Here is a 14,527-nt window from a genome sequence, read left to right on the forward strand (position 1 = left end):
GATAAGTGTAGTTTTGTGAAAAACTTGATTTTAGTAAAGGAGCCGAATCAAAATGTCATCAGCTTCTTATTTAACTGTAAAAGCGTTAACAAAATATATTAAACGAAAATTTGATGCTGACCCGCATTTACGTGAGGTTTATGTCAAGGGAGAGCTATCAAATGTCAAGGTACATCAATCAGGGCATATTTACTTTACGTTAAAGGATGACGGTGCACGGATAGCGGCAACGATGTTTAAAGCAGCCGCATCGAAACTAGCATTCGAGCCAACGGATGGTATGCAGGTATTTATCCGAGGAGATGTAAACGTTTACGAAGGTTATGGTACATATCAATTATATGTGCAGGAAATGCAGCCGGATGGCATCGGCAGCTTGTTCGTTGCCTTTAACCAACTGAAGGAACAGTTACAAAAGGAAGGACTTTTTAAAGCTGAATGGAAACAGTCGTTACCGAAGTTCCCGGAAAAAATTGGTATCTTAACGTCAACCACGGGAGCGGCGATTCGCGATATTTGCACAACACTAAAACGGCGATATCCGCTTGCTGAAATTTTAATTTATCCAACACTTGTGCAGGGGGTGCAAGCAGCACCAAGCATTGTACAAAGTATTGAACGTGCTAATCGTGATGCAAGTTGTGACGTATTACTTGTTGGTCGTGGTGGAGGGTCCATTGAGGATTTATGGGCATTTAATGAGGAAGTGGTTGCACGTGCAATCTTCGAAAGCCGTATCCCCATCATTAGTGCGGTTGGTCATGAAACCGATACGACTATAGCTGATTATGTCGCAGATTTGCGGGCACCCACACCAACTGCAGCAGCAGAAATGGCCGTGCCAGATCAGCAGGAACTATTCCAGCGTGTACTCGCACAAAAGTCGCAACTTCATCAAATAGTAAGAGCGCAACTTATGGCAGAGCGACAACGTCTAAATAAGCTCCAACAGTCTTATCCACTGTCGATGCCGGAGAGATTATATCGACCATTTACGGAGAGACTCGCACAAATTGAGTCGGGGTTGCAGAAAGCAATGCAGGTAGATTTAATGAAAAAAGCAGCACAACTTCAAAAATTGCACAGTGCTGTGGAGCAACAATCACCGAAAAAAGCATTAGCATTCCATCAAAAAGAGCTGGAAGCACGCATCCATCAGCTAACACGTTCAGCAACACATTTTGTAACGAAGCAAAAGCAACAATTTGAGGCATCTGTGCGAACGCTTGAAGCATTAAATCCACTTGCTATTTTAACAAGGGGCTTTACGGTTGCTTACAAAGATGAAAAAATGTTAAAATCATCCGCTAACTTAAAGCCAAAAGATCAGCTAGTACTTTCCTTCCATGATGGGAAAGTTATTGCTGAAGTGACAAATGTCTTGCCAAATAATGAGGGGGAATAGACATGGCGAAGAACCAACAAACATTCGCAGAAGCAATGACGGCACTTGAAGAAATTGTCCGTCAGTTAGAGCAAGGCGACGTACCATTAGAAAATGCGATTGATTTATATAAGCAAGGCATGGAACTATCACAATTTTGCCATGGTAAGCTTCAACATGCAGAACAACAGTTAATCTCGATTGTCCAAGAGACAGGTGAAACAACAGCATTTGATCCGCTAAAGGGAGAGAACTAATCAATGAACGAGCAATTAAAACATTTTATTGAAAGCAATACACCACAAGTAGAAGCTGAAATGTTCGCACTTGTTGAAAAAATTGACGCACCGGCCGATTTAAAGGAATCGATGCTCTATTCTTTAAAAGCAGGAGGCAAGCGCATTCGTCCGCTTTTCGTATTAGCGGTATTAGAACTGTTTGCTAAAGACAAAAAGGATGGGCTCACTGTAGGTGCGGTTATTGAAATGATTCATACGTATTCATTAATCCATGATGACCTACCAAGTATGGATAATGATGATTTCCGTCGTGGTAAGCCGACGAATCATAAGGTATTTGGTGAGGCGCTAGCAACACTTGCGGGAGATGCATTAAATACATTAGCTTTCGGCATTTTGGCGCGCATGAATGTATCTGCGGAGAAACGAATTGAATTAGTAAATCTCTTAAGTGTGGCAGCTGGCGCAGAAGGCATGGTTGGTGGTCAAGTGCTGGATATGGAAGGTGAGAAACGTCAGTTAAGCCTAACTGAGCTTGAGCATGTTCATATCAATAAAACAGGTGCATTATTACGCTTTAGCATAGAATCAGGCGCAGTATTAGCTGATGTATCTCAAGAAGAACGTGCAGTTTTAAAGGAATACGCACATCATATAGGCCTTGCTTTCCAAATCCAAGACGATATTTTAGATATTGAGGGAACTACAGAGGAACTAGGAAAAACAGCAGGTAAAGATGTAGCGAGCGATAAAAGCACTTATCCGGCATTGTTAACGTTAAATGGAGCAAAAGAAAAACTTGACGAGCATTATCAGCTTGCTATTACAGCACTAAGCAAATTACAAGTAAATGGTAGCTTACTACAAGAGTTTGCATCATATATTGTTCATCGTAAAAACTAAGAGAAAAACAAGGCGTTAAAGGGAACAATTATGCTAGAATAGGTGAGGACGTTTGCCAATGTGTAAACAATAAAGTGTTCGTACTTTTAGCATAATGATAACACTGTTATAATGGTGGAAACACGAATGCGGTGAATAATTTATTGAAAAGGTGTGTGAAAAAGGTGGATTTAAACAAGATCTCTAGTCCATCCTTTTTAAAAAACTTAAATAAGAAGGAGCTCGAACAGCTTGCAAAAGAAATTCGTACCTTCTTAATCGAAAAATGTTCTGTCACAGGTGGTCATATCGGACCAAACCTAGGCGTTGTGGAGCTCACAATTATGCTTCATAAAATGTTTGACAGTCCAAAAGATAAGTTTTTATGGGATGTTGGCCACCAAGCTTACGTGCATAAAATTTTGACAGGTCGCGCGAGTCAATTTGATACATTACGTCAGTTCAAAGGGCTTTGTGGATTTCCAAAGCTTGTGGAGAGTGAACATGATGAATGGGAAACAGGTCATAGCTCGACTTCTTTGTCAGCAGCTATGGGTATGGCAGCAGCACGTGATATTAAAAACGAAAAAAACTTTGTGGTCCCTATTATCGGGGACGGGGCCTTAACAGGCGGTATGGCGCTAGAGGCGTTAAATCATATTGGCCATGCGAAAACAAATATGATTGTCATTTTAAATGATAATGAAATGTCGATTGCACCGAACGTTGGTGCCTTGCATAGTGTACTCGGTCGTCTGCGCACGGCCAAGGAATATTCCAAAGCCAAAGAAGAATTAGAATCATTAATAAATAAAATACCTGTTCTTGGTGGTAAACTTGCATCAACAGCAGAACGTTTAAAAGATAGTTTGAAATATATGGTTGTATCAGGTGTTTTCTTTGAAGAATTGGGCTTTAAATATTTAGGACCAATCGATGGACATGATTTTGACGCACTTGAAACGACGTTATCGTATGCTAAAAAGGTAAATGGCCCTGTCCTTGTTCATGTTATTACGAAAAAGGGTAAAGGTTACAAACCTGCTGAAGATGATACAATTGGTAATTGGCATGGGACAGGTCCTTATAAAATGGAGACTGGCGCATTTGTGAAATCAGAAACAAAAGGTCCTGCTTGGAGCAGTTTAATCGCTGAGACAGTTCGCAAAATTTCACATGAAGATGAGCGTATTGTCACAATTACTCCTGCAATGCCAGTGGGCTCAAAATTACAAGGAATTCAACAAGATTTTCCTAAACGTTTCTTTGATGTTGGGATAGCTGAGCAGCATGCTGCAACGATGGCGGCAGGTCTTGCGACACAGAAAATGAAGCCATTTCTAGCTATTTACTCAACGTTTTTACAACGTGCTTACGATCAGGTCCTTCATGATATTGCACGGCCAAATTTAAATGTCTTTATTGGTATTGACCGTGCCGGTTTAGTTGGAGCAGATGGTGAAACACACCAAGGTGTATTTGACATTGCATTCCTTCGTCATTTGCCAAATATGACCATTATGATGCCTAAGGATGAAAATGAAGGACAGCATATGGTGAAAACAGCGATCGATTATGATGGTGGACCGATTGCGCTTCGCTATCCGCGAGGCAATGGTTTAGGGGTACCGATGGATGATGAACTAATGAGTTTGCCGATTGGTAGCTGGGAAGTATTGCGAGCAGGAAAAGACGCTGCTATTTTAACATTTGGAACGACAATTCCAATGGCTATGGAAGCTGCAAATCTTTTAGCACAACAAGGTATCGACGTAGAAGTGGTCAATGCACGATTCATTAAACCGATGGATGAAGATATGCTACATCGTATTTTAACGAATCATATGCCAGTACTAACGATTGAAGAGGCGATATTACAAGGCGGTTTTGGTAGCGGTGTGCTCGAATTTGCTCATGACCACGGCTATTTAAATGCACTTATCGATCGCATGGGTATCCCAGACCAATTTATCGAGCATGGCAATGTAGACCAATTGCTTGCAGAAATCCATATGACAGCAGAAGATACAGTAGCACGAATGCATGTGTTACTACAACAAAAACAGCAAGTAGGTTTAAACAAATAATGACAAAACAACCGAAAGAACGTGTAGATATTTTACTTGTAGAGCGTGGACTGTGTGAAACACGAGAAAAGGCGAAACGCTCTATTATGGCTGGGCTTGTCTTTTCAAATGAAATTCGCATTGATAAGGCCGGAGAAAAAATTGTTATCGATGCACCACTACAAGTAAAAGGTTCAGATTTAAAGTATGTGAGCCGTGGAGGCTTGAAACTGGAAAAAGCACTACAAATTTTTGATATGTCTGTAGAAGGTAAGCTGATGTTGGACATCGGCTCCTCTACAGGTGGCTTTACAGATTGTGCCCTACAAAATGGTGCAAGACATTGTTATGCATTAGATGTAGGTTCAAATCAGCTTGCATGGAAAATACGATCCGATGAACGTGTAACCGTTATGGAAAAAACAAATTTTCGCTATACGACGGCGGCTGATTTAACAAAGGGATTGCCTGACTTTGCCACAATAGATGTCAGCTTTATTTCATTATCTTTAATTTTACCAGTTTTAAAAACAGTATTAATGCCTGGTGGGGATGTCATGGCTTTAGTAAAGCCACAGTTTGAAGCCGGAAAAGAAAATGTAGGTAAAAAGGGCATTGTTCGTGATAAAAAGGTACACCTTGATGTCTTAGAAAAGACTGCAAAAATGGCCACACAAGTTGGATTTATTGTCAAGGATGCATCTTTTTCGCCAATTACAGGTGGCGAAGGTAATATTGAATTTTTATTCCATTTAGTGAATCCAGTAGATGCGGAAAAAATTCCTGCATATACAACTTTTAATGCACTCGTTGAAGAAGCGCATAGTGCACTAAAATAACACGTGCTCGCTAGTAGAGCCGTGTTTTTTCTTGTGCTTTTATGTTCAAGATGGTAGTGTAAATATACAAATACTTAACTATTTATAAGAGGTGACGGATATGAATAAAAGTCAAAGACATATACGAATTAGGGATATTATTGCAAATCATGAAATTGAAACTCAAGATGATTTAGTCGATTTTTTAAAGGATGCAGGCTATAATGTGACGCAAGCAACAGTCTCACGAGATATTAAAGAATTGCACCTTGTCAAGGTACCATTGCAAGATGGACGTTACAAATATAGCTTACCCGCAGACCAACGATTCAATCCTGTACAAAAATTACACCGTGCATTAGCAGATGCTTTTATTAGTATTGATGGTGCTTCGCATTTTTTAGTCATGAAGGCACTTCCAGGAAATGCGAATGCCATCGCGTCGCTTCTTGACCATTTAGATTGGCCAGAAATTTTAGGAACTATTTCTGGGGACGATACAATTTTAATCATTTGTCGCGACGAAAATGAGCGTGAAAATACAAAAAATCGCTTGTTAGAAATGTTATAAAGTGAAACTTTAATCGTTGGTTCCCTGATTTTTAGTTGAACTAATAGGGGCATAACTTTTCATAGTCTGTATTTTGATGTGAAAGACTTAGTATTTGCACCAGTTAGTAACGGGAAAAATAACAGGGAGAATTTGATACAGAGGTGACATTTTGTGTTAAGAGAGCTTAGTATTCGAAACTTTGCCATCATTGAGGATTTAACAGTTAGCTTTTCAGATGGTTTAACGGTGTTAACGGGAGAAACAGGAGCAGGGAAATCGATTATTATTGATGCCGTGCATTTACTTGCTGGTGGTAGAGGAAATTCAGAATTTATTCGCCATGGCGCTAAAAAAGCAGAGTTAGGTGGATTATTCCAAATTCCAAGTCCTGTACACCTTGTTTACAAAAAATTAGAGGATGCCGGTATAGAAATAGAAGAAGATACCATCATATTGCGTCGTGATTTGAATGACACTGGTAAAAGTATCTGTCGTGTGAATGGCAAACTTGTTCCATTATCCGTATTACGGGATATCGGGGCTAGTCTGATTGACATTCATGGCCAGCATGAAAACCAAGAATTAATGGATGAAAAACAACATATTCATTTACTTGACCAATTTGCTGAGGAACAGCTTACACCCATTCAAGATATATACGGTAAGCAATATGAAGAATATCGAGCGTTGAAGAAAGAATTGGCATCGATTTCTATAGATGAGCAGATAATGGCGCAACGCATTGATTTGTACCAGTTTCAAATGAAAGAATTAGAAGACGCAAATTTAAAACTAGGTGAGGAAGACGAGCTGCTCGATGAACGTCGCCGTCTGATGAACTTCAATAAAATTTTTGAACGATCTAGTGCAGCTTATGAAGCAATCCAAGGAGAAACGAAAGGCTTGGACTGGATTGGTAGTGCCATGGGAGCTTTAGAGGATGCTGCTACCATTGATGAACAATTTAAAGATGCTTCAGAAGCTGTCACAACAGCGTTTTATGCTTTGCAGGATGCAGCCTATCAGGTGAAAAATGTACTAGACGAACTCGAATTTGATCCAGCCCGACTAAACGAAGTCGAGCAACGACTTGCTCTTTTACAAAACATGAAGCGTAAATATGGAGCAACGGTTGAAGATATTTTAACCTATTATGAAAAAATTAAAACAGAGCTGAACGAGTTATTAAATCGTGACGAAATTTTACAAGTGAAAGAACGTAAAGTTCTTGAAATGGAAGAAATTTTGAATGAATTAGCAACAGAACTATCTAATGTCCGGAAAGTAGCTGCTCATGAATTAAGTGAAGCTATTATGGCTGAGTTGCGGGAATTACATATGGAAAAAGCAAAGTTTATCGTGAATTTTGATGCTTTGCCTTATTTCGATGCAAATGGTAAAGATCAGGTCATATTCTATATTTCAACGAATGTCGGAGAACCACCGAAATCTTTACCGAAAATTGCTTCTGGCGGTGAATTATCGCGTATGATGTTAGCGTTAAAGACCATTTTCTCTTCATCGAATGGTGTAACATCCATTATTTTTGATGAGGTTGATACAGGTGTGAGTGGTCGAGTGGCACAAGCAATTGCTGAAAAAATTGCCGCAATTTCTATTAATTCTCAAGTGTTATGTATTTCACATTTACCACAAGTGGCTGCAATGGCAGATCATCATTATTTTATAAAAAAAGAAGTCGAGCATGACCGTACGTTTACGTCATTGGCTGAAATAGATACACATGCGCGCATTGAAGAAGTAAGTAGAATGATGTCAGGTGCTGAAATTACAGACTTAACTTTACAGCACGCAACAGAGCTTTTAAACATGGCCAATGAGCGAAAAAAACGCATGCGTTAACATTATTTTAAAAATATCCAGAAACAATTTCAACTGTTTCTGGGTTTTTTGCATTTTGCGCAAATATTTACCGCTTATAAGAATGATACAAAAACACATAGTAACAAGACTAAAATGAAAAGGAGGTGTCGTATGAATCGTCGTTGGCGTCAATTTGTCATTTTGCCTATGCTCATCGTGTTCTTATGTTTGCCCATTCAAGCTTTTGCGGCCAAAAAGCTTATTCCGATGGGCGAAGCAATTGGGATTCAACTTCAGTTATCTCATGTATTTGTTGCTCATGATGTGTTGTTAGCTTCCAATCAATGGATGAAGGGTGGTGCAGTCATTGAAAAAATAAATGATACCACTGTAAAAACACTTGATGATGCCAAACAAGCTATTGCACAACAGGGTCAACAGACATGGACGATGAAAAGTGAAGGAAAACAAGTAACAGTTGAATTAAAGGACAAAGAAGCAGAACATGTTATTTCTTTTTTGAAAGATGAAACAGATGGAGTAGGGACATTGACATACATTGATCCAGAGACAAAAAATTACGGTGCATTAGGCCATCAAATTGTTGACTCAACCTTACAAGAAGCCCCTGTCTTTCGAGCTGGTTCCATTTTTTTAGCTTCCATCCAACAAATCCGTAAAAGCACACCTGGGCAACCAGGCTACAAAATTTCTTCCATTGAAAAACACCAAGAACGACTAGGTAGTATTGATAAAAATACAGTTTATGGTATTTTTGGACGTTGGGAAGACAGTTATCAACAAAGGTTGCCAAAAGCAATTGAAATTATGCATGAAAAAGATATAAAAACAGGTAAAGCTCAAATCTATACGGCGATTGAGGGCAGTAAGGTGGAAACATTTTCAATAGATATCACAAAAGTTGAAAATGGACGACTTGAGTTTGTCGTGTCTGACCAAAAGCTTATCGAGAAAACAGGTGGCATCCTGCAGGGTATGAGTGGTAGCCCTATCATTCAAGACGGTCGTTTTGTAGGTGCAGTCACACATATGTTTGTGGAGGAACCTAAAAAAGGGGCAGCAATTACAGTTGCAGAAATGTTAAATAAATCACATGAATAAATAACGGGGCTGCCTTTGGTAGCTCCGTTCTCTAAAGTTTATGCAATATATTATCTCATTCACCAAGTATTTCATACCAAAATAAGAGGGATTTATCGATACTTAAAAAAAAGTGTAGTTTTATATGTAATTTTTAACTAAAATAAACCTTATGAGCGCACGATATTTCACTGGGAAATATCGTAAATTGTCGATATAAAAAGAAAGTATCGGACTACATACTCATTTTTGGAAATAGAAAAGGTTTTTAACACAAAAATGTCGAAAATTCCACAGTGTGTCAAAAAGGCATAAAGGGGAAAAAGGTTTAACGCTTTGATAATTCAAAGTGAAGTCCAGAAGGAGGAATTGAAATGACAAAAGTAAAAGTGGCGATAGCAGATGATAATCGTGAGTTATTAAAAACAATGGAACAGTATTTTCAAGGACATCCGGAGATTGAAATAATTGCAACTGCTTCAAATGGTAAAATTTGTCTTCAAATGCTTGAAGAGTTTACACCAGATATTTTATTGCTAGATATTATCATGCCACATCTTGATGGGTTAGCGGTATTAGAGGCCATGTATCAAAATGAACGTATGTCTTCTATACAAGTCATTATGTTAACTGCATTTGGACAAGAGGATGTTATGAAACAAGCAGTAGATTTAGGGGCTTCATACTTTATGTTAAAGCCATTTGAGTTCGATCAGTTGGTTCAGAAGATCTTGCATTGTGCAGGTCAAAAGGCTGCATTACCGAAAAAGACAAGTGTTTTACAACAAACAGCTCCTCAGAAATTAAATCAGCATCAATTAGACAGTACGATTACAGCCATTATTAAAGAAATCGGTGTTCCAGCCCATATTAAAGGTTACTCTTATTTACGTGAGGCGATTCAAATGGTGTATGAAGATATCGAGTTATTAGGTTCTGTGACGAAAATTCTATATCCAGAAATCGCGAAAAAATTCAATACAACGCCGTCACGTGTAGAACGTGCCATTCGTCATGCCATTGAAGTTGCCTGGAATCGTGGCAATTATGAGTCTATTTCGTCGATGTTCGGTTATACGGTGCATCACTTAAAGTCCAAGCCGACAAATAGCGAATTCATCGCTATGATTGCGGACAAGATTCGCATCGATATGATGGCGAGCTAACATAGGTAAGACTGGGGTTTATGTACGATAGCTTAGCGGAGAATAACTAGGTAAATCTATTTTAGATAACGCTGATATAGCGAAATTTATAACGCCTTTTTAGACAGTTTGCGCTGACTGTTTGAGAGGCGTATTTTTTTGCAATTTAGGAGACAAGACCCAATACTAAGTAAATAAAAAATAGTGAGGAAGACATCCCTAGTAGTTAAGTGTAGAAAAAGATAAAATATAGACTGACTTTATTTTACAGAAATTTTGTACAATTATGGCAGTACCAACCTTTTAATGACGTAAATTATGTTTTTGTATAGTATAAATAGGCTATTATTGCCGATGAAAATGCTTGGATTCTATCGTAACATTACTGATAAAGTAGGGGTATTTTCTTTGTGAGTAGTGACAATTGTCTCTAAACAAATGTAAATAGATTGTATATACTTACAGATAGAGGGAAGGAGGAGGTAACGTGATCCTAGTTCGGAATGATAACTTCGAAATATCGGAAGAAAACGGAAAGGTATTTATGCTTACATATAGTGCTGGTTTTCCATTAAAAGAATTTGACGGCATCTTACGTAGTCATCCACGATTAAAACTGTCTAATTTTTCTACATTGAAAACTGTATTAGCGACAGAAGGTACAAGTCCTGTTGAAATTGGACGTTGGCTTCCAAATGTAGAAGCTGAAATTGCACGAGATAAAATGTCTGCCTCTATATTTATATATGAAACAACAGACTACATTCATAAGAATAAAGATAAGTTAACTCAACAAATAGTTGAAACACTAGCAAACGAAGGTATTACACATGGAATTTTAGATTTTGATATTACTAAAATTGAACCAGGGAAAGCATTTTTAATTGCTCAAGGAACATCACCGGTAGCAGGAACAGATGCGCAAATTACATATTTACCAAAACCAGAGAGAAAACCCGTTATTCGTGAAGACGGAAAAGCTGATTACTATGATATGAATTTTATATCAGAAATCTCAGAGGGATCGTGGCTTGGTGAAAAAATTCCTGCAACATTAGGTCAACCAGGTCAAAATGTATGCGGTGACATTTTAGCTGCGGCGCCAGGACGTGATTTCCCTATTCGTTATGACAAAAAATCAGCCTATGAAGTAGAGGAAGATGGCAAAACTGTCATCCGGTCAAAAATAGCTGGTGTTTTAGATGATGTCAAAGGTATGATAGGCGTTAACCGTCATTTACCAATAAATGGAGATGTTGGAGTTGGAACGGGCAACTTAGAATTTAATGGGTCTTTAAGCATTAAAGGGACTGTTACTTCTGGTTATACAGTGATTGCGACAGGCGATATTTCGATTGAAGGAGCAGAAGGCGTAAGTGGAGCGAAACTCATCAAATCCATTGAGGGTGATGTGTATATTCGGGGTGGTATTTTTGGCCTTGGCTCTACGCTTGTGGAAGCGGGCGGCAACATTTTCGTAAAACATGTAAATGAAGCCAATTTAGTAGCAGCTGACAGTATCCATATAGGCTTTTATTCACTTGGCTCGCAACTTTCGGCACATTCTATTTTTGTAGATGAACGCAAGGGTAAAATTATTGGTGGTCAAGCTGTTGCAAAAAGTTCTATTGTTACCGCTATTTCTGGAAATCGTTTAGAGCGTCGAACAGATTTAATCATTGAAAGTGTCAATAAACAGGAGAGCTATTCATTGATGCAGGAAAAAGCAACAATGCTTAAACAACTGCAATCGGAAATCGCTGATCATGAAGCGAAGCTTAAGAGCTTATTACCACTTCTCAATCAAATGACTACACAACAAATTGCTACTTTTGAGCAAACCAAGCAGAGTTTGTCAAAAATGAAGGCCGAGGCAGTGACGGTAGATCGTGAAATTAAGTTAATGATGGATGAAATGCGCCATGCCGGAAAAGAAGAAATTATCGTGAAAAAGGAAGCGCATCCAGGTACGTATATTCAAATCGGCAAAAAATCATCACTATTGACTAAAGTGACAAATGGTAAATTTTTACTCGAATTCGGTGAATTAAATGTCTAACGAATCGTTTGTCCCTGTTTTTGCACATCGGGGAGCTTCGGCTTATGCACTTGAAAATAGTTTTAAAGCTTTTGAAAAAGCACTAGAGCTTGGAGCTGACGGTATTGAAATAGATATTCAGCTGTCAAAAGAAGGGGTACCAGTTGTGTACCATGATCCACAATTATCAAGACTAGTTGGCATCAATAAACTTGTGAATGCATGTACGATAGATGAGCTACAGCGGTTTAAACTTGGAAAGCCGTGGGCACGACTATTTTCATCGTATAAAATTCCAGTGTTTGATGCAGTTTTAGCGTGGGCAAATACACAACAACTCCCACTAAATGTCGAATTAAAATCGACTATCCTTGACAATAAAGGTGCACTTGTCCGTATGCTTCAAGGACTAACATTACCTGAGGGCAGTCATTTTTCATCGTTTCACTATGAGTTATTAGAAATGGTGAAACAATATACGCCACAATATGAGACAGCACTTATCGCCACCAAAAAATTGAAATGGGATTTATTATGTGATTACCAAGCAATTGACAGCGTGCATATGCATAAAAAGTATTATAAACCACGCTATTTAGAGGCATGTGTAGCAAGCGCTAAAGCATGTCGTTTTTATGCGATTGATGGAAATGAAAAATTTTTGACGAATCCACATCCAGCTGTTGTTGGCTGGATTACAGATTTCCCTGATAAGGTGATCGCAATACAACAACGTCAATAAAAATAGCTATCCAGTAAGTCAAAACGACTTATTTGGATAGCTATTTCTATTTTTTTTGGAAGCGCGGAGCCACTTTTCCTTTTTTTCGATCGCGGTGAAGTAAAAAGCCTGCGAAAAAGCCAAAGCCGACAACAAAGAATATGATGCCAACAACAAATTGTAGCCATAAAAATGGGAAAGGTGAGATGAGCTTACCGAATAATGTATCACGCATAAATTTAATGCCACCTGCAGCCATAAGACCAGGAATAAGCATTACAATGAATGCAGCAAAACGAGCCATGCGTATCCCTCCTCATACCTAGTTTAATTGTACCTGTGGATGATGGAATGTCAAGAAAGCCTATGTGCCAGTCATAGTTTGCGAGCGCTGTAGTGAGTTATAGAAAACTAGTGATAGGAACTGAATTTTTAGAAAATTCTTTCTTAATAGAGAAAGTGTAATAATAGTTGCGAAATTGTGAAATTGTCAGTATTGTAAAATTAAATGGTGCAATATTATCCATTACAAAATAGTTTTATTACTATTAATAACTTGATTGGAATGGGCATTTGGGGATGCACTTTTCAAAGCAAAGGGGCGAGTTTTCATGGAAATCTTCAAGTATATGGAAAAGTATGATTATGAACAATTGGTATTTTGCCAAGATGAAGCATCAGGGTTAAAAGCGATTATCGCTATCCATGACACAACACTTGGACCAGCACTAGGCGGTGCACGTATGTGGACATACGCAACAGAAGAAAATGCGATTGAGGACGCATTGCGCTTGGCACGCGGCATGACATATAAAAATGCAGCAGCTGGTCTAAACCTCGGCGGTGGAAAAACGGTCATTATCGGTGACCCATTTACAGATAAAAATGAAGAAATGTTTCGTGCATTAGGACGATTCATTCAAGGACTGAACGGTCGCTATATTACGGCCGAAGATGTTGGTACAACAGTGACAGATATGGATTTAATTCATGAGGAGACAAATTATGTAACAGGAATCTCTCCAGCATTTGGCTCATCAGGAAATCCGTCGCCAGTAACTGCTTATGGTGTATATCGTGGTATGAAAGCCGCAGCAAAGGAAGCGTTTGGTTCGGAAATGCTAGAGGGCCGTACAATTGCTGTACAGGGGCTAGGAAATGTAGCATACAAGCTTTGCGAGTATTTACATAATGAAGGTGCAAAACTTGTTGTAACAGATATTAACCAAGCAGCCATTGACCGTGTTGTGAATGACTTTGGTGCAATAGCAGTGGCACCAGAGGAAATCTACTCACAAGACGCTGATATTTTCTCACCATGTGCACTTGGAGCCATTTTAAATGACGACACGATTCCACAGTTAAAAGCGAAGGTCATTGCTGGTTCGGCAAACAACCAATTACAGGACTCACGCCATGGAGATTACTTACATGAATTAGGTATAGTGTATGCACCTGATTATGTTATTAACGCAGGTGGCGTTATCAATGTTGCAGATGAATTATACGGTTATAATCGTGAACGTGCGATGAAACGTGTGGATGGTATTTACGATAGTATTGAAAGAATCTTTGCCATTTCAAAACGTGATGGTGTGCCAACCTATGTGGCAGCCAATCGTTTAGCAGAAGAACGTATTGCTCGTGTAGCTAAGTCACGTAGTCAATTTTTAAAAAATGAAAAAAATATTTTGCACGGTCGTTAATAAATAATTATCTAGTAGCTAAAAGAAGTCGCTTTGTCGACTTCTTCTAT

At 38.7% G+C, this 14,527-nt stretch carries 13 protein-coding genes; 12 read left to right on the forward strand and 1 reads right to left on the reverse strand.

Annotated features, from left to right (window positions below):
- Window positions 1–52 precede the first annotated feature (52 nt).
- From xseA to ACOMCU_RS09390, 11 genes are all read left to right on the forward strand, one after another.
- Window positions 53–1,405 (forward strand): exodeoxyribonuclease VII large subunit, encoded by a 1,353-nt coding sequence (gene xseA / locus ACOMCU_RS09340; protein ID WP_421050020.1) that lies wholly within the window; start codon window positions 53–55, stop codon window positions 1,403–1,405.
- 2 nt (window positions 1,406–1,407) lie between these two features.
- On the forward strand, window positions 1,408–1,641 hold the full coding sequence (gene xseB, locus ACOMCU_RS09345; RefSeq protein ID WP_010859743.1) for an exodeoxyribonuclease VII small subunit: 234 nt from the start codon (window positions 1,408–1,410) through the stop codon (window positions 1,639–1,641).
- 3 nt (window positions 1,642–1,644) lie between these two features.
- Window positions 1,645–2,526, forward strand: a complete 882-nt coding sequence (locus tag ACOMCU_RS09350; RefSeq protein WP_010859742.1) for a polyprenyl synthetase family protein — start codon at window positions 1,645–1,647, stop codon at window positions 2,524–2,526.
- 164 nt (window positions 2,527–2,690) lie between these two features.
- Window positions 2,691–4,592 (forward strand): 1-deoxy-D-xylulose-5-phosphate synthase, encoded by a 1,902-nt coding sequence (gene dxs / locus ACOMCU_RS09355; RefSeq protein WP_010859741.1) that lies wholly within the window; start codon window positions 2,691–2,693, stop codon window positions 4,590–4,592.
- Window positions 4,592–5,410, forward strand: a complete 819-nt coding sequence (locus tag ACOMCU_RS09360; protein ID WP_010859740.1) for a TlyA family RNA methyltransferase — start codon at window positions 4,592–4,594, stop codon at window positions 5,408–5,410. Before dxs ends, ACOMCU_RS09360 begins: the two co-directional genes overlap by 1 nt.
- A gap of 100 nt (window positions 5,411–5,510) precedes the next feature.
- On the forward strand, window positions 5,511–5,960 hold the full coding sequence (gene ahrC, locus ACOMCU_RS09365) for a transcriptional regulator AhrC/ArgR (protein WP_010859739.1): 450 nt from the start codon (window positions 5,511–5,513) through the stop codon (window positions 5,958–5,960).
- A gap of 153 nt (window positions 5,961–6,113) precedes the next feature.
- Window positions 6,114–7,805: a DNA repair protein RecN gene (gene recN, locus ACOMCU_RS09370; protein ID WP_010859738.1), complete on the forward strand. Its 1,692-nt coding sequence runs from the start codon at window positions 6,114–6,116 to the stop codon at window positions 7,803–7,805.
- A gap of 132 nt (window positions 7,806–7,937) precedes the next feature.
- Window positions 7,938–8,888, forward strand: a complete 951-nt coding sequence (locus ACOMCU_RS09375; protein WP_010859737.1) for a SpoIVB peptidase S55 domain-containing protein — start codon at window positions 7,938–7,940, stop codon at window positions 8,886–8,888.
- Window positions 8,889–9,241: 353 nt separating this feature from the next.
- Window positions 9,242–10,033 carry a sporulation transcription factor Spo0A gene (spo0A, locus tag ACOMCU_RS09380; protein ID WP_421050021.1) on the forward strand — a complete coding sequence of 264 codons (792 nt, stop codon included), beginning with the start codon at window positions 9,242–9,244 and terminating at the stop codon, window positions 10,031–10,033.
- A gap of 466 nt (window positions 10,034–10,499) precedes the next feature.
- On the forward strand, window positions 10,500–12,071 hold the full coding sequence (locus tag ACOMCU_RS09385) for a DUF342 domain-containing protein (RefSeq protein WP_010859735.1): 1,572 nt from the start codon (window positions 10,500–10,502) through the stop codon (window positions 12,069–12,071).
- The gene (locus tag ACOMCU_RS09390; RefSeq protein ID WP_010859734.1) at window positions 12,064–12,792 is read left to right on the forward strand and encodes a glycerophosphodiester phosphodiesterase; all 729 of its coding nucleotides are present in this window, start codon (window positions 12,064–12,066) and stop codon (window positions 12,790–12,792) included. Before ACOMCU_RS09385 ends, ACOMCU_RS09390 begins: the two co-directional genes overlap by 8 nt.
- A 46-nt stretch (window positions 12,793–12,838) precedes the next feature.
- On the opposite strand, the gene ACOMCU_RS09395 is transcribed toward ACOMCU_RS09390, so the two are convergent.
- Window positions 12,839–13,075, reverse strand: coding sequence for a DUF2627 family protein (locus ACOMCU_RS09395; protein ID WP_010859733.1), 237 nt, complete (start codon window positions 13,073–13,075; stop codon window positions 12,839–12,841).
- A gap of 307 nt (window positions 13,076–13,382) precedes the next feature.
- Here ACOMCU_RS09395 and ACOMCU_RS09400 point away from each other — a divergent pair, with 307 nt between their 5' ends.
- Window positions 13,383–14,477, forward strand: a complete 1,095-nt coding sequence (locus ACOMCU_RS09400; RefSeq protein ID WP_010859732.1) for a Leu/Phe/Val dehydrogenase — start codon at window positions 13,383–13,385, stop codon at window positions 14,475–14,477.
- The last annotated feature ends 50 nt before the right edge of the window (window positions 14,478–14,527 follow it).

The sequence above is a fragment of the Lysinibacillus sp. UGB7 genome, assembly GCF_049058285.1.
Lineage (GTDB): Bacteria > Bacillota > Bacilli > Bacillales_A > Planococcaceae > Lysinibacillus > Lysinibacillus sphaericus_B.